The organism is Micromonospora sp. C28SCA-DRY-2 (genome assembly GCF_030519475.1).
Taxonomy (GTDB): domain Bacteria; phylum Actinomycetota; class Actinomycetes; order Mycobacteriales; family Micromonosporaceae; genus Micromonospora.
Map to the genome: position 1 here is coordinate 614,475 of NZ_JAUMKD010000004.1, position 21,851 is coordinate 636,325.

The 21,851-nt window shown below is 67.6% G+C and carries 13 protein-coding genes, 1 tRNA gene and 2 pseudogenes; 13 read left to right on the top strand and 3 right to left on the bottom strand.

The genetic code is table 11. The annotated features are described in order from the left end of the window. Positions 1-178: 178 nt before the first annotated feature. Positions 179-1,567 (top strand): helix-turn-helix transcriptional regulator, encoded by a 1,389-nt coding sequence (locus Q3W71_RS20565; protein WP_302920975.1) that lies wholly within the window; start codon positions 179-181, stop codon positions 1,565-1,567. Here Q3W71_RS20565 and Q3W71_RS20570 read toward each other — a convergent pair. Next, entirely contained in the window at positions 1,543-3,180 is a 1,638-nt protein-coding gene (locus Q3W71_RS20570) for a prolyl oligopeptidase family serine peptidase (protein WP_302920976.1), read from the bottom strand. The genes Q3W71_RS20565 and Q3W71_RS20570 overlap by 25 nt on opposite strands. Before the next feature lie 562 nt (positions 3,181-3,742). On the opposite strand from Q3W71_RS20570, the gene Q3W71_RS20575 reads away from it, so the two are divergent. From Q3W71_RS20575 to Q3W71_RS20590, 4 genes and pseudogenes are all read left to right on the top strand, one after another. Continuing rightward, a complete protein-coding gene (locus Q3W71_RS20575; RefSeq protein ID WP_302921029.1) occupies positions 3,743-5,149 on the top strand; it encodes an APC family permease in 1,407 nt (468 codons plus the stop codon). Beyond that, positions 5,146-6,158 (top strand): annotated as a pseudogene (locus tag Q3W71_RS20580) (acetamidase/formamidase family protein). The gene Q3W71_RS20575 and the pseudogene Q3W71_RS20580 overlap by 4 nt, the downstream one beginning before the upstream one ends. 11 nt (positions 6,159-6,169) lie before the next feature. Beyond that, a pseudogene (locus tag Q3W71_RS20585) lies at positions 6,170-6,849 on the top strand (GPP34 family phosphoprotein). Positions 6,850-7,064: 215 nt separating this feature from the next. Continuing rightward, positions 7,065-7,136, top strand: a tRNA-Lys gene (locus Q3W71_RS20590). Positions 7,137-7,212: 76 nt separating this feature from the next. On the opposite strand, the gene Q3W71_RS20595 is transcribed toward Q3W71_RS20590, so the two are convergent. After that, a complete protein-coding gene (locus Q3W71_RS20595; RefSeq protein WP_302920977.1) occupies positions 7,213-7,851 on the bottom strand; it encodes a tyrosine-type recombinase/integrase in 639 nt (212 codons plus the stop codon). Between the two features lie 47 nt (positions 7,852-7,898). Here Q3W71_RS20595 and Q3W71_RS20600 point away from each other — a divergent pair, with 47 nt between their 5' ends. From Q3W71_RS20600 to Q3W71_RS20615, 4 genes are all read left to right on the top strand, one after another. Further along, positions 7,899-8,552 carry a hypothetical protein gene (locus tag Q3W71_RS20600; protein ID WP_302920978.1) on the top strand — a complete coding sequence of 218 codons (654 nt, stop codon included), beginning with the start codon at positions 7,899-7,901 and terminating at the stop codon, positions 8,550-8,552. 14 nt (positions 8,553-8,566) lie between these two features. Then, positions 8,567-9,439, top strand: a complete 873-nt coding sequence (locus Q3W71_RS20605; protein ID WP_302920979.1) for a restriction endonuclease — start codon at positions 8,567-8,569, stop codon at positions 9,437-9,439. A gap of 131 nt (positions 9,440-9,570) precedes the next feature. Next, positions 9,571-10,059, top strand: a complete 489-nt coding sequence (locus Q3W71_RS20610; RefSeq protein WP_302920980.1) for a very short patch repair endonuclease — start codon at positions 9,571-9,573, stop codon at positions 10,057-10,059. A 421-nt stretch (positions 10,060-10,480) separates the two neighbouring features. Beyond that, entirely contained in the window at positions 10,481-11,797 is a 1,317-nt protein-coding gene (locus Q3W71_RS20615; protein ID WP_302920981.1) for an ATP-binding protein, read from the top strand. Here the strand turns inward: Q3W71_RS20615 and dcm are convergent. Further along, on the bottom strand, positions 11,787-13,745 hold the full coding sequence (dcm, locus tag Q3W71_RS20620; protein WP_302920982.1) for a DNA cytosine methyltransferase: 1,959 nt from the start codon (positions 13,743-13,745) through the stop codon (positions 11,787-11,789). The genes Q3W71_RS20615 and dcm overlap by 11 nt on opposite strands. A 495-nt stretch (positions 13,746-14,240) precedes the next feature. Here dcm and Q3W71_RS20625 point away from each other — a divergent pair, with 495 nt between their 5' ends. From Q3W71_RS20625 to Q3W71_RS20640, 4 genes are read left to right on the top strand one after another with little or no spacing between them, the layout of a single operon-like run. Beyond that, positions 14,241-16,226, top strand: a complete 1,986-nt coding sequence (locus Q3W71_RS20625) for an AIPR family protein (RefSeq protein WP_302920983.1) — start codon at positions 14,241-14,243, stop codon at positions 16,224-16,226. Positions 16,227-16,266: 40 nt separating this feature from the next. Next, positions 16,267-17,781 (top strand): ATP-binding protein, encoded by a 1,515-nt coding sequence (locus Q3W71_RS20630; protein WP_302920984.1) that lies wholly within the window; start codon positions 16,267-16,269, stop codon positions 17,779-17,781. Beyond that, positions 17,778-18,767, top strand: a complete 990-nt coding sequence (locus Q3W71_RS20635) for a PD-(D/E)XK motif protein (RefSeq protein WP_302920985.1) — start codon at positions 17,778-17,780, stop codon at positions 18,765-18,767. The genes Q3W71_RS20630 and Q3W71_RS20635 overlap by 4 nt, the downstream gene beginning before the upstream one ends. Next, entirely contained in the window at positions 18,764-21,673 is a 2,910-nt protein-coding gene (locus Q3W71_RS20640; protein ID WP_302920986.1) for a Z1 domain-containing protein, read from the top strand. Before Q3W71_RS20635 ends, Q3W71_RS20640 begins: the two co-directional genes overlap by 4 nt. The last annotated feature ends 178 nt before the right edge of the window (positions 21,674-21,851 follow it).

Consider the following 21,851-nt stretch of genomic DNA (forward strand, 5'->3'; position numbering starts at 1 on the left):
AGATCCGCTTGTCCGCATGCGTGAACGGGTTGTCCGCATGCGACGTGCCCACGGTGCGAGTCCTGCATCCACGCCGTTGTTCTTGGTTGCGCCGCGCTGAACGCTGCGTGACCCTATGTGGGCGATGTCCACGCTGCTCGATGCCGTGCGGGTGCGAGCAGCCTGAGGAGGCGGTGTCATGGGTCAGACTCCGCGGGCGCTCCAGCCGTCCTTGTCCGAGCGCCACTTCTTCGGCGCCGAGCTGCGTCGGCTGCGGGAGCGGGCCAACCTTTCGCAGGCACGGCTGGGCGCCGTGATCCGATTCAGCGCCGACCTGGTGCGTCGGGTCGAGACAGCGGACCGATTCCCCTCTCGGGAGTTCGTCGAGGCCTGCGACAAGGCGTTGGGGACCGGAGGAGCCTTGATGCGCCTGCTACCGCTTCTCGGGAAGAAGCGGACCAGCGAGGGCAAGCCGATGGCCGTCTCACCAGCCGGCCAGGGCAACCTCAGCAGCCTGCTGTCCAATCACTCCGCGGAGACGTCACGGCTGGCTGAGATGGTCGTGCGGGTTCCGTTCCAGCCAGGCGTCCTCGATCGCGCCGCCCTGGACTGGCTGAACGCTCCGGCGGGACCCCGTCTGTCCGTGGCCGGACGATCTGGCTCGTCTGATCAGGTTTGCGAAGAGGATCTCTACTCCGCTGAGACCGCTCTGGCGATGTTCCGGCAGTTGGACCACACCCACGGCGCCGGACGAATCCACGCGCAGGTTCAGCGGTACGTCGAAGGGGAACTGAATAGGCTGCTGGCGAAGAGCCCGGCCTCGGAAGCGATCGGTCGGCGCCTCTACACGCTGGCGGCGGGGTTCTTCGAACTGTGCGGGTACCAGGCGGTCGACGCTGGCGCCCATGGTCTCGCGCAGCGCCGGTACCTACGCGCTCTACGGCTGACGCAGGCCGCCGACGACCGCCTCTACGGCAGCTACCTGCTCGCCGTGAACATTGGCCACCTGGCGCTGCACTGCGGTCACCCCGAGCCGGCGCTGCGGATGGCGCTCACGGCGGTGCGAGGAAGTGAGACTCAGGCGACGCCAGCCGTGGGAGCCTCGCCGCACGCCGTGGTGGCGCGGACGCACGCCCGCCTCGGACGCGAAGGTGACTGCCTGACCCACCTCGACATCGCGGAGAGGCAGCTGGCCCGCAGCGGGCCCGAGGACGAGCCGCCGTGGATCCGGTACTTCAATCCGGCCTACCTCGCCGACGAGATCGCCCACTGCTTCCACGACTTGGGCCGACCGCAGCAGACCCAACGGCACGTGGCTGAGGCCCTTACCGCGCTGAGCCCCACCCACGTCCGGCGACTCGCCATCGACACCGCGCTCCTGGCCTCGTCGCTAGCTGCCGCCGGCCGAATCGACGAAGCGTGCGCCACCGCCCGGGCGGCGGTGGACCACGCCGCCCGGACCACGTCGCACCGCTGCTTGCAGCGCATCGTCGAGGTACAAGCCGATCTTGAGCCCTATCGGTGCGAGCCGGAGGTTCGCGAGTTCGGCGAGTACGTGCGCCATCAGCTACCGCTGGCGGCGGTGTGACCCCAGCGGCGCGTCGCCGCAGCCGCCATCACGGAGCGGTAGTGAGCCAGTTCCGCCTCCAGCGCCGCACCCGCCTGGCTGGACGTCGCCACGTAGTGACCGACATCGGGAAGTAGCAGCAACTCGGGCGCCGTGCCGGTGGCCGCCAACTGGTCGGCGAGTTCCCGCACATCCTCGACCACGGCCACCTGATCGGCGGTGCCGTGAATGAACAGCACCGGCCGCTGGACAGCGGCAGCACTGACCCGCCCGGCGCCACCCTGCAGCCGCATGGCATGCGCACGCTGGAATCGGGGCACGGTCTTGGCCCAGCGGTCAGGGTCCACGATCGCTGACACGGCGGTGGCGGCGGCGAACGGACCGTCCTGTGCCACGGCATGCAGCGCCGTGTATCCGCCAGCACTGGCGCCACGGATGAAGACCTGCCCCGGCATTGCCCGCCCTGCCGCCAGCAGGTGGTCCGCCACTGCCGCGCAGTCGGCGACGTCGTCAAGGCCCCACCGGCCGTACAGCGATTCCCGGAAGCTCCGGCCGTACCCAGTGCTGCCCACGTAGTCGACATCGACGACGGCGAACCCGCGACTGGTGAAGAACTGTGCCTGCCAGTCCAGGCGCAACAGGCAGGAGGCGGTGGGCCCAGGGTGCGCCCGAACGATCACGGGTGCCCGCCAGCTCGCCGTCGATCCCGTCGGCGGATAGACCAGTGCCAGCACCTCACGGCCGCCCGGGACGGGGACCCGCAGTTCCGTCGGTGTGGACACCTGCGCCTTGGACAGTTCGGCGTGCTCCGACCTGGCAATCACCTCCACCCGCGGACTGTCGTCGGTCAGGTGCACCAGCGCGACCTGCGGGGCCGCGGTCGGTGACGACCCGATCAGCGCCACCGTCGTCCCGTGCGCCGCAAGGTAGGGCTTGATCGACGTGTAAGGGAGGTCCACCGAGCGAACGGTGCCGCAAGGGTCGATGACGACGAGGCGGTGCCGCGGCCCCTCCTGCACCACCACGGCGATCCGTCCGTCGTCAAGGAAGTCGTACGACGCGTAACCCAGCTCCCACGGCTCCGCGGCACACTCACCCGCGATCGGTGCCACGGCCTCGACTGTGTGGCCGTCCCAGCGGTACAGATTCCACCAGCCGCTGCGGTCCGACACGAAGTACAACGCCCCGTCGGGCCCCCACCGCGGCTCCACCGCCGACTCATCCGGATCACCGGCGACCTTCACTGGGCTCCCGATGCGCCCACCAGGCGAGTACGAGGCGACCCACACTTCACAGGCGTCCCAGGGCATGTCGTGGTCGCTCCAAGCGGTCCAGGCCAGTAAGCCTGGACCCGGCCGAGGCGCGCCAAGGAATCCTGAAGATGCGACGAGTGTCCGCATCTGCTGAGCCTCCGTGAGCGACACCGCGATGAGTTCGTCACCCTGCTCCGACTCGCGCACCGCCAGTAGCTCGCCGTCACCGACGGTCAGGTCTCCGATGGCTCCTCGGCGCACCAACTCGAGTTCATCGCCCTGACGACGGCTCCGAAGAAGGCCACCTCCGCCAACACACCACAACGTTCCCTCGACAACAGCGAAAGATCCGCCACCGTACGCGTGAACACCGCTGGTCACGTCGAAACCCTCGGGACTGACGTCGTGCGTGCCCTCGCCGGGCCGCCACCTCGTCACTGTCGCGACCCCGCCAGCCTCAGGACGAGTCTCCAACCAGTACAGCGCGCTATCACGGACACGAAGCTGGTCATAGCTCACAGAGGCGCGGACAGCGTCCTCCACCGAGACAGCGGTACTTTCCGCCAACCTCACGGACCCCCCTCGAACAACTTCCGGACCGTGGCCCAAACGGCAGCTCCTCGTCAACCGGGCTCGGAGGCGTCGGACGCCGGGGCCGCGAAGGCTTTCGTGTCGCCAGGCCGGCGCGAGTGCTCCTCGGACACGGCCGACTCTACGCCCGAGCCTCTCGCCCCCTACCGCTGGACATCCTGTCTCGAAGTGCCCATCGGCCGCGCTACCTCGTCGGCGACGAAGTCGATGCGGACAACAGTGTTTGTCCGCATCTCCGGTATCGACCCTGGCCAACGATTCGAGCGAACCTTTCCGAGCGGTTAGGCCATTCACGGGCGGCCCAGCAATGAATGTTTCTGCCGCCGAGAAACGAGCTCATTGGAAGGGTGCGATGCAATTACAGGAGGAGTTGGCGCGGTACGGCTACCGCCAGGAACTGGCCCGGAAGCTGCGATTCCGGGACCTGATCGCCTACGGCCTGGTGTACATGGTGCCGATCGCGCCGATGGCGATCTTCGGAAGCGTCTACGCGGGCTCTGGCGGCATGGTGGCCCTGGCGTATGCGGTCGGTGTGGTGGCGCTGGTGTTCACCGCGTTCTCGTACGCGCAGATGGTCAAGGCGTTCCCGATGTCGGGCAGCGTCTACAACTACGCCGGTCGCGGCATCAGCCCGCCGGTCGGCTTCCTCGCTGGCTGGGTGATCCTGCTCGACTACGTGCTCGTGCCAGGGCTGCTGTATCTCGTGGCGGCGTTGGCGATGCACGCGACCGTCCCCGCGGTGCCGGTATGGGTGTGGCTACTGGGCTTCGTCACGGTCAACACGATCATCAACTCGGTCGGCATCCGCATGACGGCGATGGTCACCCGGGTGATGCTGATCGGGGAGCTGATCGTCCTGGCGGTCTTCCTCGCTGTCGCCGGCTGGGCCGTCGCCTCCGGAAAGGGCCGGTTCAGCTGGGGGGCGTTCTACAACGCCGACACCTTCACCTGGTCGCTCGTCGCTGGGGCGGTGTCGATCGCCGTGTTGTCGTTCCTCGGCTTCGACGGCATCTCCATGCTGGCTGAGGAGACCCGCGACGGCGCCCGGCAGATCGGCCGGGCCATGGCCGCCGTCCTCGTCTTGGCCGGAGTGCTGTTCATCGCGCAGACGTGGCTGGCCGCGATGCTCGTCCCCGACGCCGACGGCCTGCTCGCAGAGGGCGATCCGAATGGCACCGCCTTCTACGACGCCGCGCAGGTGGCCGGCGGGGGCTGGCTGGCAACGCTGTGCGCCGTGGCGACGGCGATCGCGTGGGGTCTGCCGAACTCGATGGTCGCCCAGGTCGCCACCTCAAGGCTGCTCTACGCGATGGCACGGGACCGGCAGCTACCCGCCTTTCTGGCGAAGGTGTCGATCCGCCGCAGCGTGCCGATCAACGCCACCCTGCTCACCGGTGCCGTGTCCCTCACCCTCGGCCTGTACATGGCGACCCGCGCGGACGGCATCGCCCTGCTGTCGTCGCTGATCAACTTCGGGGCGTTGGTCGCCTTCCTCGTCCTGCACGTCTCCGTCGTCGTGCACCACCTCATCCGCTGCCGCAGCCGCAACTGGTGGGCACACCTGGTCATGCCGGGCATCGGGTTCGCGATCCTCGCCTACGTCGTGGTCAACGCCAACATCGCCGCCCAGCGCCTCGGCCTGGCGTGGCTGGCCCTGGGCGTGGTCGTGCTGGCCGGCCTGTACCTGTCCGGTCGCCGGCCAGCCCTGTCGGGCCTGGCACCGGCCCAGCCCGCCCGACGTGACATGGAACGGGTGTGAACGGCATGGACACGATCGTGTACCGGCCCGCCCGCGACGAGCTCGCCTACACCTTCGGCGGGCGGATGCCGGTGGCGCACGTGCGCTCCGGCGACCTGCTGGAGGTCTTCACCGAGGACTGCTTCGGTGGGCTGGTTCGCGGGCCGGCGGACCTGCCGTCGCAGGTGTGCCGCATGCCCTACCTGAATCCGGTGTCCGGGCCCTTCTTCGTCGAGGACGCCGAACCCGGCGACACCCTCGCCGTCCACCTTGTGTCGATCACACCTGCCCGTGACTGGGGTGTGTCGTCCACGTTCCCGCATTTCGGGGCGCTGACCTCCACGTCGCAGACCGCCACCCTGCAGCCGCCCCTGCAGGAGCGGGTGTGGGTATACGGCATCGACCGGCAGGCCGGGACGGTGCGGTTCCAGGCCACGGAGACCGAGCACAGCGTGGACCTGCCGCTGGACCCGATGATCGGCACCATCGGTGTCGCACCGGGTGGCATGGAGGCCCGCTCCACGATCGTCCCGGACAGCCACGGCGGGAACCTCGACACCCCGGAACTGCGCGCTGGCACCACGCTCTATCTCGGGGTGAACGTGCACGGGGCGATGCTCGCCCTTGGCGACGGCCACGCCCGCCAGGGCGAGGGCGAGGCCTGCGGGGTTGGAGTGGAGATCGCCACGACCACCACTCTGATCGTCGAGGTCATCAAAGGCATGCCGACGGTGTGGCCCCGGCTGGAGACCGACACGTCGCTCATGTCGATCGGCTGCGCCCGGCCCCTCGAGGACACGTACCGCATCGCCCAGCGCGACCTCGTCCGCTGGACGAGCGCGCTCACCGGCCTGGACGAGCTCGACGCCTACCAGCTCGTCTCGCAGGCGGGGCGGGCGCCGATCGGCAACGTGTGCGACCCGAACTACACATCCTCGCCGCCGTCGACAAGGCGCTGCTCTCCGACCCGGCCGCCGCGTACGGCGGGGTGCACGACCGGTTGCGGCAGCGCCCGGCCAGGCCACGGTAGGAGGCGGTGCGATGACCGCGTCGATCCCCCGCCTGCCACTGCGCGACGAGCTGTTCCTGCTCGGCCACAACGACGACACCGGCCAACCCCATATTCACCGCCAAGCCCTCGCACTCGGCATGGCCGGCGCGGTCCTGATCGACCTGTTCCTGGCCGGGCGAATCACCCTCGACGGGGACACCCGCCCGGCCGGCGACAAACGCGTGCGCCTGCACATCGACCGGCCCATCGGCGACCTCATCACCGACACCGCCATCTCCTCGATCCGCTACACCCACCCCGCCCCACCCCTGCGCGCGTGGCTGCGCGGGTTCGCCGACGACCTGTACGAACGCACCCGCGCCGGCCTGCTCGCCGGCGGAATCCTCCGACACACGACCCGTCGCCGACTCGGTGGCCTGGTCCGTACCGAGGTCTACCTCGCCACCGACACCAAGTGGGCGGTCGTGGCCCGGGCACGGCTGCGCTACCTCGCTGCCGGCCGGGAACAGCCGAACAACCACACCGCCGCCCTCGCCGGCCTCGTCGCCGTCCTCGGCCTCGCCACCCACCTGTACCTCGACGACGACACACCGCCGCGGTCACCGCCCAGCTGCGGGCGATCGCCGACCAACACCACCGACGGGTATGCGACATCACCGCCGCCGTCGACGCCGCGGTCGGTGACCTCGCCACCGCGACGTACCGCTAGCCCACACGACAAGGACGCCAACCGCCACGGAACCAAATGCCCGTGCTCGTGCCGCCCGCTGGGCGGACAAGGACCACATCGCCGTACTGATCGTCGACGCACTACGCCCCCGGTCCTCTCGCCGCCCGCCTGGCGCCCGACCCGGCGTGGCCCACCGGCACAGCCAGGCAGACATCAACCCGGAGGCGCGTGATCGGGTAGCCTGGTGCCCCAGCGGGCCGTTAGCTCAATGGCAGAGCTGAGGACTTTTAATCCTTAGGTTCTGGGTTCGAGTCCCAGGCGGCCCACGTTCGAACTGGGAAAATAGTCCGGCACCACTGTCTTTCCTTGCTCTTGGTGCGAGCATTTGTCGGATTTTTGGTTTTAGTCTGCGAGCACCCGCCGAGCACCCAGCTCGGGGGATGACGGCAGGCGACGTGGCGCGCCGCCGCTGGTCGGGCGCGGTCCGGTGTCGTGGGGGCCACGCGCACATCGCCAAGGCGGGTGGTGCCTCCGATGGCGTTTATGCCGCGCGTCGGCGTCGGCGGGGGACGATTTTGGCGGCGGCTTCGGCTTTGCGCGTTCGACGTCGAGTTCGGCGATGACGGAGGTGTAGGTGTCGGTCATGGTGATGGAGGAGTGGCCGAGGAGTTCCTGGATGTCTTTGAGGTCGGCGCCGGCTGTCTTGAGATAGGTGGCGGCGCAGTGTCGTAGGTCGTGCAGCCGGATCGGGGGTAGTCCGGAGTCGCGGACGAGGGCTTCGAATCGGTCGGTGACGGTCTGGGGGTGCCAGGGCTGCCCGTCGGGTTGGACGAAGAACAGCCCGATGTGGGGCCACGCGTTGCCGCAGGCCAGTTTCCATTGGGCGCGGCGGGTGTGGTGGGCGCGCAGCGCCGCTTGGGTGAAGCTGTCGAGGGACACGACCCGGTTGCCGGACTCGGATTTGACCTTCTTGATCACGGGTGTGTAGCCGTGGGTGGCCATCTGTTGGGTGACGCTGATCAGGGCGTTGATCCACGCCATCGAAACCCGGCGGCGAAGAGGGCTCGCCTTTTCGGCAACCTGGCGACGTGAGCGACCTGCTGTGGGAGGACGTTCAGGTCTGGTTCGACCCTGACCTGAACGGGACCCTTCCGGACGTGCATCTCCCTGGGACGACCGTCGAGGACTGGCCGGCTCTCCTCGACATCGTCCGGTCTGAGGACTGGCGGTTCGCCTACCTGATCGACGGCCAGGAACGCCCGCCGCCCGCCGCGGCCGAGGACATGCTGAGCCTCCGCGACGGCCGGCATCCAGCTCAACGTCTGGCCAACCGCGACATACTCGCGATCTTCCCACCGTACGAGGCCGAGCAGATCGACTTCGATGTCGACCTGCGGGAGCTACAGGGCCAGCGACAGCTGGATATCCTCTGCCGGTTCCTGACCACGATCGGGCGACGGCTCCGCAAGCCCGTACTGATGACACCCGAGGGGCTCCGGGAACGATCCGGTGCTCGGGTACGACACGACGGCCGACCGGGTCGTCCTGATGGCCGACGACTGGCCGGCCGACGAACGTTGGCGCCGCGCGCAGCACGGGATGTGAAGGTCAGAGGGTCAGGATCTGAGCCGAGACGGGGCGCAGGGTCGGGTGACCGCAGAATGACAATTATTGATACACCGACTGCTGCGCACAGGCGAGGCAGGAGGAGCAGGCCAGCGAGGAGGTGCCGACTTGCTTGAGGCAGACTACGTCCATGTCACGAGCATCGGTACCGGACCAAGCGCAGCTGCTCTGGCCGACTATCCAGGCGGTCCGCACGCTAGGTGGATCCGGATCTATCGATGAGATCGTGGAAACCGTGCTCGAGCAGCAGGACTTCACCGAGGAGCAGCAGCAGGTTCTGCATGGGGACGGGCCGAGGACGGAGATCGAGTACCGCCTTGCCTGGGCACGTACCTATCTCAAGTACATGAATCTTCTGGTCAACAGTCGCCGCGGCGTGTGGGCCCTCACCGAGCGCGGCCGATCAGTTCACCGGGAAGAGATACCGGGCCTGCATGCAGAGGTTGTGGCGCGGCAGCGCGAGGAGTTGCGCGCCAAGCGCCGAGCGCAGCAGTCCAAGGGGATATCAGCCGAAGCGGAGCAGCAGATCGACGATGAGCAGGACTGGCGAGAGCAGTTGCTGGACGTCCTGATGTCGGTTTCGCCAGCTGCCTTTGAACGGCTTGCGCAGCGCCTACTCCGCGAAGCCGGATTCATCAGCACGACCGTGACCGGACGAACGGGTGATGGCGGCATCGATGGACTAGGAATATATCGCATGTCCTTGGTCTCGTTTCCCGTCTTCTTCCAGTCGAAGCGGTATCGAGGCAGTGTCGGATCAAGTGCCGTTCGGGACTTTCGAGGCGCGATGGCGGGCCGGGGAGACAAGGGCCTACTGATTACCACCGGCACGTTCACGGCGGAGGCCAAGGCGGAGGCGACGCGGGACGGCGCGCCGCCCGTAGACCTGATTGACGGACGGCGGCTGTGCGACCTTCTGAAGGAGTATGAGCTGGGCGTACGGACAGAAACGCGGGTAGTTGAGGACGTGCGTGTCGAAAAGGACTTTTTTGCAGACCTGTGAGCTGCCCTTGGGTCACGTTGAAGACCAACCGTCAGGTTTGGGTCATGTGCTCGTGTCCACGGGTCGGTTGAGGCCGGAACGAGCGCGGGTGGGTGTGGTTCTCGACCAATGCAGCGACTTCGGGTGGGGTGATGGCAAGCTCTGACGGTCTTGGCTCCCCGCCGTCGAGGGACGCTCAGGGCGGTTGGGTGGCCACGGCCGAGGGGTCGCACCTGAGGGGGCGGCGCACTCGGGACACTGGGCCCGAGATTGCGCTGCGCCGTGCGGTGCACGCTCTCGGCCTTCGTTTCCGGCTGGGACGAACGCTGGTGAATCGGTGTCGGCCGGACATGGTATTTCCTGGTCCGCGTGTCGCCGTATTCGTCGACGGGTGTTTCTGGCACGGCTGTCCGCAGCATGGGCCCTCCCGGTTCAGAGGTCCCAACGCGGAGAAGTGGGCAGTGAAGATCGCCACGAACAGGGCTCGTGATCAGCGGGTTGACGCCGAGCTGAGCGAGGCCGGTTGGCGGGTGGTCAGGGTGTGGGAGTGCGAGGTGCGTCGGGGGGCAGGGGAGGCGGCTCGTCGGGTTGCCGTGGAGGTGCGTGGACCGTCGTGGCCAGATTCGGCCCCGGCGGGCTGAGCCGTGGGAAGTGGCCGGGAGACCCTGGGTTTGGGTGACTGTGCGGAAGGCCAGTAGTGGAAGAAGCACGGCTGGTTGCAGCGGCGAATGCCCCGATCACTCTCAGCTTTTTTCACTGCGCGCTCGGTGTTCGTTGCCGGCACGATGCCTGTAGAGGCGGCGGCCAACCGGAACCGCCGTACCCTTGTTCTAATTTTTCTCCGCGTCGCACCGCCGGCTCGGAGGCGATCGAGGTGGGTCCGACCTGTGTGGTCGAGCTGGGCACGAATCCTCGGGAAGGGTGAGGCATGGCATTCCGACGCCCGGAGGAGCGAGTTTCCGTGCCACAGGCCAGCCGCCGGATTCGGGGTGGGTCCCGCGGCGCGGCAGGGGAGTGTGACATCCTGGTCCCCATCGTCGTTGTCGGAACGAAGGAAGCGTCGTGAGCGTACGGAACCTGTACAGCGTGGCGCCGTCTGCGGCGCGGTTGACCGACTCCCTGCGTGACATCGGATACGACTTCCCGACAGCGGTGGCCGACGTCGTCGACAACAGTGTCGCCGCAGGTGCGAGCCGGGTCGAGATCGACATCGTGTTCGACGGTTCGGACTCGTGGGTGATGATCGCCGACGACGGTCAGGGCATGAGTGCGAACGGGCTGTTGGAGGCGCTGCGCTACGGCAGCCGGCGTGACTACGGTCGTGGGGATCTCGGCCGGTACGGGCTGGGACTGAAGACCGCTTCACTGTCGCAGTGTCGGTCGCTCACGGTGGTGAGCCGGAGGAGGGCGGCCACCGCCCGCACGGTGGCACGGATGGTTGATCTCGACCTCATCGCGGAGATGGACGACTGGGTCGTCGCGGAGCCGGAGGGTGACGAGCAGGTTACCCGCGCTCGGGCGGCGGTGGCAGGCTCGGGTGGAACCGTGGTGCTGTGGCGCAGGCTTGACAGGGTCCTGCCGGAGCGCAACCCGGAGGGTGGTTGGGCGCGTCGTCGGCTGGAGGCGCTGGCAGGGAAGACGGCGGACCATCTTGGAACGGTCTTCCATCGTTTCCTTGAGGGCGATGTCGGCGGTGGACTCGTGATCACGGTCAATGGGGAGAAGGTCAGACCGTGGAACCCGTTCGCCCCGAATGAGCCTGCCCGTCAGGTGCTTCCTCCGCTGCGTTTCGAGGTGACGGTCGGCGAGGCGACCGGCGCGGTGGTGCTGCAACGTTATGTACTGCCGTCTCGTGATCAGTTCAGCTCCCCGGCGGAGTTCGAGCGGTTGTCGGGTCAGCTCAACTGGAACCGTCAGCAGGGCCTCTACGTCTACCGTGCACAGCGGTTGGTCCAGTGGGGCGGCTGGAACGGGATGCGGGGCATCGACGAGCACACCAAGCTCGCCCGAGCGTCGCTTGACTTCGACACCGATCTCGACGTGGTCTTCAACATCAACGTCGCCAAGATCAGAGTGGCGATGCCGCCGCAGCTGCGACAGCTGCTCGAGCGCCCCGTTCACGAGCTGTGCCTGCGCGCCGACGACGCCTACCGCAAGAACTCCCGCAGCGCTTCGGAGGGCGCGAAGGGCGCCTCCGGGCAACTGGCGGCGGTCACGCGAGGCGATGCGTCGACGGGTGGCCCCTCCATGCCGGTCGTCGGACTGGCGCTGCGTGCCGCAGCGATGCGTGCTGGTGAGTACGCGGCTCTGCAGCGTATCGGCGAGACGTTGCGGGCCGAGGCTCCGGACGTCGCCGCCGCGCTCGGCTTCAGGGACTGACCGCAGGCGACCTCCTCGTCCGGGTACCGCGTACGGCGGCTTCGCGGCAGGCGTCGTTCAGGGGGCAACGCGGACAGGCGGGTTCCGCTGGGCGACAGACAGAGCTGGCGACTTCGACCAAGCCCAGATGCGCCCGGCGTGCGTTGGTGCCGTCACCGATCATCCGGGCAACGGCCAGGCGCCCCGCCGTCATCCTGTTGCTGCGCTCGGGGTGCTCGTCAGTGAAAAGAGCGGCGACGCGTGGAATGCCCTTCGTGATCAGCACGGGTTCCTCCGCGTCATCCTCGCCGCGGGTGGGGACCGCGAGCACGGCGAGGTCGATCACGGATGTCTCGACCCCCTGCAGGCTGTCGATCTTGTCGTCGTCGAGCAGGTCGGGCTGCGAGGCGATTGTGCGGGCCAGCTCGAGCAATCGCTCACTGCGGTGCTCACGCTGGATCCAGCGCCCCATCTCGATCAGTTCTATACCGCCGGCGACGGTGTCCTGTGGCTGTTCCCAACGTGCCAGCAGCGGCCAGATGAACCTGACCTGGTCGGGGGCGGCCCGGTCGAGCAGCATCTCCGCCGAGATCACCTGCCACCGTGTACGGGCCCGAAGCCACGGGAGGGCTGGGTCGTCCAGGGTATCGAACCAGGTGGCAAGCGCTTCGGCGATGTCGTGGCTGCGGTAGGGAGCCGGCCTGCGGGCGTCCAGGGCTGCCATCACGGCGCGGCCGAGCTGGGTGCCCAGCGCAGGGGGCACGGCGTTGCCGATCTGGCGGAAGGCCGCCGACGGTGGGCCGGCGAAACGGAACCAGTCGGGGAAGGTCTGGAGCCGCGCGGCCTCGCGTACCGTAAGCGTGCGGTCCTGCCGGGGGTGGATGTACCAGTAGCCGTCCTTGGCGATGTGCGCGGTGATCGTGCGAGAGTAGTCGTCCTCGCTCAGACGCTTGTACTTGTCGTCGAAGATGTCATCGCGGTAGCGCTTGAACTCATCGGGTAGGTCCGAGTACCGGGTGCCTGCGTCCATCATGTCGAAGGCGCGCTGGTCGTCCTCGCGGACGGGTCGGGTGATGTGGTCGAAGACCTTGCCCGCGTCCTGCGGCGCGACACCTTGGCGCATCTTCTTCTGGAAGGCCGACACCGGGCCCTGGTAGTCCGCCCAGCCGTCCGCACCGCCCTCGGGTCGCCAGCCGCCCTCAACCTCGGGCAGGTCGCCGATGGCGTTCCACACCGACACCCGGTCGGGCACCTCGTTCGGCCAGTCGAAGGCGATGCCATCTCGGAGCGCGACCAGGATCAGCCGCTGCCGGAACTGCGGTACGCCGTAACGATGGGTTTCGACGACTCTTTCCTCGACGGCGTAACCAATCGACTCCAGCTCGTGAACCATGGTGCGGAGGATGAACATCTCCCGGTCCAGGGCCATGTCTGGAACGTTCTCCATGATCACGGCGGCGGGTCTGGCCAGCTGGACCACCTCCAGGAACGAACGCCAGAGGTCCCGGCGTTCGTCGTGCGCCGGACGCAGGCCGTGGCGGACCTGGTGGCGGATCAGCGAGCGGCCCGCTCTGGAGAAGGGCTGGCACGGCGGACCGCCGGCGAGTAGTTCGATCCCGGCGGACCTCATCAGCGATGCGATCCGCTCGACGTTCGCGGTCTCCCCGAGGTCGCAGTCGAGGGTCAGCCCCGGGTAGTGGTGTCGGTGCGTCTCGACTGACTCGGGATCGCGGTCGGCCGACAGAACCACCCGAAAGCCGGCCTCCGTGAGCCCGAGGCTCAGGCCACCCGCACCGCTGAACAGGTCCGCCGCCAGCCGCTCGCCCCGAGCGTGGCACGCCGCGGCAAAGCGCAGGAACTCCTCGTCGTCCACGCATGCCTGCGGATGGGGCGCCAGCCGCACGAACGGACCTCGCACGAGCTTGACCCCGTAACCCGCCCGCCGCTGCGTGCCACCATCGTCCGCCACGATGTCACCCCTCCGTCTCGCCACAACGCACGGGGCAGGGTACCTCCGCCGGCCGACGGTTCGGATCAGCCGACCGGCATGGTCGCCCCGGCTTACTCCGGTGCCGGTCACAGCGGTCCGTAACGCGGCGCCCCGGCGACAACGCCTACCGATCATCGAGAGGGCTGTACCGTACCGGCCGGGCGGCCGAGGAGCCGAAGGCTTGGCAAATCCAACAGGTAGTGGGGCGGGCGCAACCTGTGTTGGCAGTCGGCCGCTGATAGACGATGGTCCAACCGATCCACAAAGGGCCCGATGCGCCGATAGCTCCTCGGCCCAGTGGGTCTTGTCGGCCCTGTCCTTATCGTGGAGAGTTGATGCCATCAGCAACTGATTCGGCGCGCACCGTCACCACACCCGCCGACGATCCTCCGGAGAAATGCATGCCCCTCACGAGCCCACCCGGCATGTGTGGCTCCCCCAACCGTGCCCACGTACCCAAATACAGGGGTTCGCGTGGCTGAAGCGGACATCGGCGCCTACGCGCACAGCCTCATCGAGGACGTCAGGGCACAGGCCGAGATCGAGGGCTGCAACCTCCACGAGGCCTTCACCCAGCTGATGCTCGACCAACTGGCTGCCGACGGCCACACCGAGGACGCCGTGGCAGTGCACCTGAAGGACCACGGGATGGAGATCAGCGGCTACGGCGCCGCGTCCGACGACCGGTCGCTCGACCTGTTTCTCACCTACTACAGCCCCCGCGCCGACGAGGACCACAAGATCGGCCGTGCCGAAGTTGAGGCGGCGTTCAGGCGTCTGGAGAACTTCCTGTCCCGCTGCGTGTCCGGCACCCTGACCAGACGGGACCGTTCGTCGGAGGTGGCCGGCATGTGCGCCGCCGTCACCGAGAAGTTCGGGCGTGTCGAGGTGGTTCGCCTGGTGCTGATCACCAATGCGCGCAGCGTCGTGCGGGACAGCATCGCCCCGATGCTGTTCGAGGGGCGGCACGTGACCCGGGAGTTGTGGGACCTGCGCCGGTTGGCCAACTGGTCGACATCCGGAAACAAGGCGGAGCCGATCGTCGCGGAGTTTCCCGGTGGGCTGCCGTGTCTCGCCACCCCTCGGACCGACGAGGACTACTCGGTCCTCCTCGCCATCGTGCCAGCCCGAGGCCTCGCCGACCTGTACTCCACCCATGGCGCCAGACTGCTGGAACTGAACGTCCGTTCGTTCCTGCAGGTCCGCGGCGCCGTCAACCGAGGGATCCTGGACACCCTCAGGAACAACCCGGAGCGGTTCCTCGCCTACAACAACGGGATAGCCGCCACCGCCTCAAGGGTGGACTTCGAGGAGGATCCGTCCGGCCATCGGGTGATACGCCGCATCCACAACCTGCAGATCGTCAACGGTGGACAGACCACCGCGACCATTCACCACGCCCACCGCAACAAGGTCGACGTGGGTGCGGCGCACGTGCAGATGAAACTGACGGTCGTCTCACCGGACAGGCTCGACGACATCGTTCCGCAAATCTCCGCCTACTCCAACACCCAGAACCGGGTCACCGCCTCCGACCTGAAGGCCAATAGCGCGTTCCACGTCGACGTCGAGCGGATCATGCGTACCCTGTGGGCGCCTCCGAGTCCGACGCACCCACACGACACACACTGGTTCTACGAGCGGGCCCGCGGCCAGTACGCCAACGCCCTGACCCGTGAGGGCACACCGGCGCGGCAGAAGGTGTTCAAGGCGGTGCACCCGCCCGCCCAGAAGTTCACCAAGTCGGATCTGGCCAAGTTCGAGCACTCCTGGGCCATGCAGCCGCACCTGGTCAGCCTCGGGGCGGAGAAGAACTTCACCCTGTTCTCACAGCAGATCGACGAGCAGCCTCCCGCGGTGGACAAGCAGTACTGCCGGCACCTGGTGGCCAAGGCGATCCTGTTCCGTAAGGCCGACAAGATCGTCGCCAGGCAGAACTTCGGCGGATACAAGGCGAACATCGTCACCTACACCGTCGCCAAGCTCGCCCACGCGACCCGGGGAAGGATCGACCTGGACCGCATCTGGCGCAGCCAGGACCTCACCCTTGCCCTACAAGATGCGATCACCGACCTGTCCCATCTGGTCCAGAAGGTCATCACGTCGCCGCCAGAGGGTCGCACCAACGTCGGCGAGTGGACCAAGCGCCCGGAGTGCTGGGCGGCAGTACGCGATCTCGACTGGGTTGTGCCCGCGCCGCTGGATGCGGAACTCCTCGACGTCGACACCTACGACGACGACACGAAGCTGATCAGGGGTACCTCGCCGACCGACTGGACGGACCTCGCGGCCTGGGGCATCGACACGGGGTTTCTCGACGCCGAGCAACGTCGGTCCGCGATGGAGATCGCCCAAGCCCTCGACCAGGGGTGGGACCCGGCGGGCAAGCACCTGCGCAGCGGGTTGGAGGCGATGCGCCGCGCCCGGCGCGACGGCTTCCGCCCGGTCAGCGGGCTCTGAAGGCCCGCCGGCACCGCCGGCCACCAACACGGAGCGCGAGATGTCTGTCTGGTCTCAGGAAGTCCCCACCGAGGGAGCGGTCGAGTTGCCGCCCGATCCACGAGCCATGAACGCCCTCGGCCGTAACCACTCCCTGGAGACCGCTCTGGCCGACCTGGTGGACAACTCCATCGACGCCGGGGCCACCGACATCCTCGTCCGCTTCGTCCAACGCGGCACCCGGCTGGTCGGCCTGTACGTCGTCGACAACGGCCGAGGCATCGAGCCCGAACGCATCGACGCCGCAATGACTGTCGGCGGTCAACGCCGGTACACGAGCGAGGACCTCGGACACTTCGGCCTCGGGCTCAAGGCGGCCTCGTTTAGTCAAGCCGCCAGCCTCACCGTGCTCTCACGCGCCGCCGGGCACAAGGCCGTCGGACGGCGCTGGCAGCTCAACGCCAGCCGGCACGGCTTCGCCTGCGACATCGTGCCAGGTACGTTCGCCGCCGCCGAACTCGACCGCAACTGGCAGCTACCGGCTAGCGCGTCAGGGACGGTGGTCCGGTGGGACCAGGTCAACGGGCTCCCCTCGTCCGACGATCCCGACCAAGTCGACGAGTTCCTCAGCCGCACCATCTCACATCTGCAAGGACACCTGGGTCTGACCTTCCACCGCATCATCGCCGGCAGGGGCGTCCGGATCGTCATCGACGTGGAGGACATCCATCTCGGCGCCGGCGTACGGCACCGTGTGGCGCCCATCGACCCCTTCGCCTACCCCGACACGCTGCCCGGTTGGCCCAAGGACCTGAAGGTGCGGGTCAACGACAACGACTTGGTGCTCCGCTGCCACATCTGGCCGCGCCGATCCAACACCCCGGAGTACCGGCTCCCGGGCGGGGCGGAGGCCCGACAGGGCCTCTACTTCTACCGCCGGAGCCGGCTTCTGCACGCCGGAGGCTGGGAGGGAATCCACGCGGCCGACACCCGACTCCAACTGGCCCGCGTCAGTATCGACATCGACGGAGACACCGCGGGGATGTTCGCCATGAACCCCGAGAAGTCCCGCGTGTCGGCCGGACCACGCTTCGCCAGTGCGGTTGCCGCCGCGCGCGCCGACGACGGCACCACCATTACCGACTACCTCCAGGCCGCCGAGGCGGCGTGGATCAACGCGAACCGGAGAACGACCGCACGGCGAAAGGCCGTTCTTCCGCCTGGCAAGGGCTTTCACCCCAAGGTGTCTCGCGAGATCCGCAACGAGCTACCCCTGCTCCACGAGGAACCCCTCAACATCCAATGGAAGCGTTTCACCACCGACGCGTTCCTCGAGTTCGACCGCAACGCTAGGACGCTCTGGCTCAACCGCGCGTACCGACAGGCCCTGCTCGGCGGGCGTCGCGGTGGGGGCAACGACCTGCCGGTGCTCAAAGCCCTGCTGTTCCTGCTCGTCGGCAACGTCTTCGAAGGAGCGCACTTCGGCGCCCGCGACAAGGACAACATGGACATCTGGCAGGAGATCCTCACCGCCGCCGCCAAAGCAGAGAAGTCGACGTTCGAGGCCCGCTCGTGACCACGCCAGCAGACCGCCACCTCAGCACCGACAGCTTCGCCGCCTACCTCCGCAGCCCGGTCCCGATCGATCACCCGATTCCCGGATCGCCACGTATCGTGCTCTTCGTCGACCCCCACACGCGCCGCGTGGGCCTGCGCGGACCGGGGACGCCCCACGAGGCCCCACCGGCAGGACTGGAGAACCTCACCGTGCGCGCCGTGCACCACGACGGCCAACGGATGATCGAGATCGCCGTCACCGACCCACGGCTCTTCACCGACGCCTACCCCCTGCTGTGCGCCGTCGCCGACCGGGTCCAGCTGGACCAGCAGACAATGACCGCCGCACTCACCGAAACCCTGCGCCGCCTCGGGCACCTCCTACAGGCGGAGGACGTCCTGTCGCAGGAGAAGGAGACCGGGCTCGTCGGCGAACTACTGATCCTCGCCGGCCTCACGCACACCCTCGGTCCCGACACCGCGCTGGCATCCTGGCGGGGCGGACAGGCCGAGGAGCACGACTTCGGGCTTCCGGACCACGACATCGAGGTCAAGACGACCGTCTCCGAGCACCGCGCCCACTGGATCTCCTCCCTGACACAGATGGTCGAGACCGGCGACCGACCACTCTGGCTGCTGTCCCTGCAGATCACCTCGGCCGGTAGCGCGGGGCGGACACTGCCGGACCTCATCACAGGTGTCCGTGCCCTCCTGCCGTCCACGGCCCAGCGCACGGGATTCGACGACCGGCTTCGAAGCTCGGGCTGGCGGGACCGTTACGCAGCAACCTGCCAACGCCGATGGCGACTGCGAACCCCACCCCTGGCATTCCGGGTCACCGAGTCGTTCCCCCGCCTTACACCGCGGCTTCTGACCGACGCCGGCGTCGACGGCACGCACGTGACCGACGTCCGATACCGGCTGGATCTGACCGGGCGGGCCGGTGACCGCGCACCGCAGATCATCACCGACGTACTCACGAGGGGACAGCTGGAGCTGCCATGAGCGACACCGTCACCACCGCCTACAGCGCCGCACTCGACGCCATGCAGCGCACCGGACCGAAGCGTCTGCACACGCTGGCAGCCATGCTGGGCGGCGACGCCCCGGATATCGTCGACGGGTCGGCGCTCCTGACCCACCTGCGTAACGCCGGCCCCGAGGACGCCCTGCGCCAGCAGTTCGCCCACACCCTGGCAGGCTGGGACCACGAACAGAACATCGCTGCCTGGACCGACGGCACCAGCCGCAACACCGCAGAACGCCGTGCGGCGGTGGTCGCCGCGCTCGGTGTCGACGAGCCGACGGCAGCCCTGTTCGCGGACCTGTTCCCGTACGCCGCCGCCGACGGCCCCATCGTCATCGCCGACGACTGGGAGGAGTGGCGCACACCGGAACGACGCACCGAACGCAGCTTCTACTGGGCGCACTACCAACGCTACCTGCTCGACAAGTGGCGCAACCCCGACGCCGTCGCCGATCTCGACAACGCCACCGAGGAGGTCGTCCGACGGCTGTCCGACCCAACCCGACCCGTGGCATACCAGGCCAAGGGCCTCGTCGTCGGCTACGTCCAGAGCGGGAAGACCGCTAACTTCACCGGCGTCGTGGCCAAGGCCATCGACGCCGGATACCGACTCGTCATCGTGCTCACCGGTACCACCAACATGCTGCGCGCCCAGACACAGCGGCGTCTCGACATCGAACTGTGCGGCCGAGAGAACATCGAACGCGAGATCTCCCCCCACGACCAGAAGGCCCACGAGTACCAGGACGACCCCGACTGGAAACGCGACCGCTTCGTCCGCCACGGCGGTCGGCCCTCCGACGCCGGGTACCCCGACATCCACCGCCTCAGCAACCACGCCGGTGACTACAAACGGCTGAAGATGGGCTTCTCCGCCCTGGAATTCAAGGGGCGCGAGCGCAACAAGAAGTTCTACGACCCGGCGAACCTGCACACGAGCGACGCGCGTTTGGTCGTCGCCAAGAAGAACGCCCGCGTCCTCGAGGACCTCGTGGCCGACCTGGGCCGCATCACTGACCGCCTCGGGCAGGTGCCAGTCCTCATCATCGACGACGAGTCCGACCAAGCGTCGGTCAACACCGTCAGCCCGAAGAAGTGGAAGGAGGACAGCAAGAAGCGAACTGCCATCAACCGGCTCATCGGTCAGATGCTGCGGATGATGCCCCGCGCACAGTACGTCGGCTACACCGCCACCCCGTACGCCAACGTGTTCATCGACCCGTCCGACGTCGAGGACATCTTCCCCCGCGACTTCCTCATCTCCCTGCCCCGGCCCGACGGCTACATGGGCGCCGACGACTTCCACGACTTCGACGCCGAACTGCCCCTTGAGCAGCGTCCGCTTGAGACGTCGAAGGAGCGGGCACACGTCCGGTACCTCAGCGACGAACCCGACGACGACGAGCTGCGTCGCGCCGTCGACATGTTCGTCCTCACCGGGGCCGTGAAGCTCTACCGCCAACGGCACGGCACCACCTACCGACACCACACCATGCTCGTCCACGAGGCGATGGGCAAGGACTCCCACCGACAGACGGCAGAACTGATCACCACCCTGTGGAACACCGGCGGCTACTACCGGGCCGCTGGCCTCGCCCGGCTGCGGGAGCTCTACAACACCGACGTCCTGCCCGTGTCCCGCGCCCAAGCGCCCAAGCTGCCCTTACCAGACAACTTCGACGACCTGCGCGACGACATCGGCGAGGCCCTCCGGCTCATCAGCCCCGCCGACCGCCACAGCAGCCCAGTCATCGTCGTCAACAGCGACAAAGACCTCGAGAGGCAGCAGGAGAGCCTCGACTTCGACAAGCGCGAGATCTGGCGCATCCTCGTCGGCGGCAACAAGCTCGCCCGAGGATTCACCGTCGAAGGACTGACCGTCACCTATTATCGCCGCGCCACAGCACAGGTCGACACCCTCATGCAGATGGGACGGTGGTTCGGCTTCCGGCCCGGCTACCGCGACTTAGTCCGCCTATACACCACCCCTGATCTGCACGACATGTTCGAAGCCGCCTGCCGCGATGAGGACTTCCTTCGACGAGAACTGCGCCAGTACGCCGCCCCTACCGATGGCACGCCGCAGCTGACACCCCGGCAGATCCCACCCCTAATCGCCCAGCACCGTCCGGACCTACGACCCACCGGTCGCAACAAGATGTGGAACGCCAAGCTCGTCCTGAAGAGTTCGCCCGGCAGGCCAATGGAACCTGTGGCCTTCCCGTCGGCCACGGCAAAGATCAAGCACAACCTTGAACAGTGGAAGCCGCTGCTTGCTGCCGCAACTGAGCGGACCGCCAGGTTCGCAGTGCCAGGCGCCAAGACCACCTACGAGGCGGGGGTGGCAATCATCAGCCATCCGACGCTCCTCACCGTGCTCGGCAACCTGAAGTGGCTCGCCGACGACACCTTCCAGCCCGAACTCGCGTGGCTACGCCGACTGAGTGCCGACCAACTCGCGCGGTGGGTTGTTCTCCTGCCGCAGCAGACCCGGTCCACCACTCGGCGTGTCGTCGCCGGCCACGGACCGATCAGCGTCTTCGAACGCCAGCGCACCTCGTCCGGTGCCTCGTTTCGGGTGTTCAGCGAAGAAAGACACCGCAATGCAGCGATGAGGATCGCCGGAGTCGAGACGTCTACCCCGGATCCTGAAGCAGATGGGCTCCGGAGCGCCTCCACAGGAGCCATCATCCTGTATCCGACGGTTGAGAGGGACAACCTTGACAAGGCGGAGGGCAAAGCCATCGCCGATGAAAAGGTCACTGTCGGATTCCACCTGATCACTCCACCCGCCACGGTGCCAGCCGGCGGCAGGTTGATGCAGTGGGTGACGGTTGACAAGACAAATCCGCAGGCCTTGGTTGTCGACGTGTCCGTGTCCTGACGCCCTTTAGAGCAGCGCGCTTCCCGAACCCCGTCATCGCCGTCGTCGCCGAGGTCCCCGAGCTGGTCAGATCAGTCGTCATCGAACAGCCGGGACAGCGAGCTTTCGCCGAGTTGTGCAAGAAAGGGATACTGCTGGAGGGCCGTTCGAGCATTGCCGCGGCGAGCGGTGGCCCGCG

Excerpts from the sequence above, each read along its gene's own strand:
- Q3W71_RS20565 (WP_302920975.1), top strand. The coding sequence starts at position 179 with ATGGGTCAGACTCCGCGGGCGCTCCAGCCGTCCTTGTCCGAGCGCCAC.
- Q3W71_RS20575 (WP_302921029.1), top strand. The coding sequence starts at position 3,743 with ATGCAATTACAGGAGGAGTTGGCGCGGTACGGCTACCGCCAGGAACTG.
- Q3W71_RS20595 (WP_302920977.1), bottom strand. The coding sequence starts at position 7,851 with ATGGCGTGGATCAACGCCCTGATCAGCGTCACCCAACAGATGGCCACC.
- Q3W71_RS20605 (WP_302920979.1), top strand. The coding sequence starts at position 8,567 with ATGTCACGAGCATCGGTACCGGACCAAGCGCAGCTGCTCTGGCCGACT.
- Q3W71_RS20610 (WP_302920980.1), top strand. The coding sequence starts at position 9,571 with ATGGCAAGCTCTGACGGTCTTGGCTCCCCGCCGTCGAGGGACGCTCAG.
- Q3W71_RS20630 (WP_302920984.1), top strand. The coding sequence starts at position 16,267 with ATGTCTGTCTGGTCTCAGGAAGTCCCCACCGAGGGAGCGGTCGAGTTG.
- Q3W71_RS20640 (WP_302920986.1), top strand. The coding sequence starts at position 18,764 with ATGAGCGACACCGTCACCACCGCCTACAGCGCCGCACTCGACGCCATG.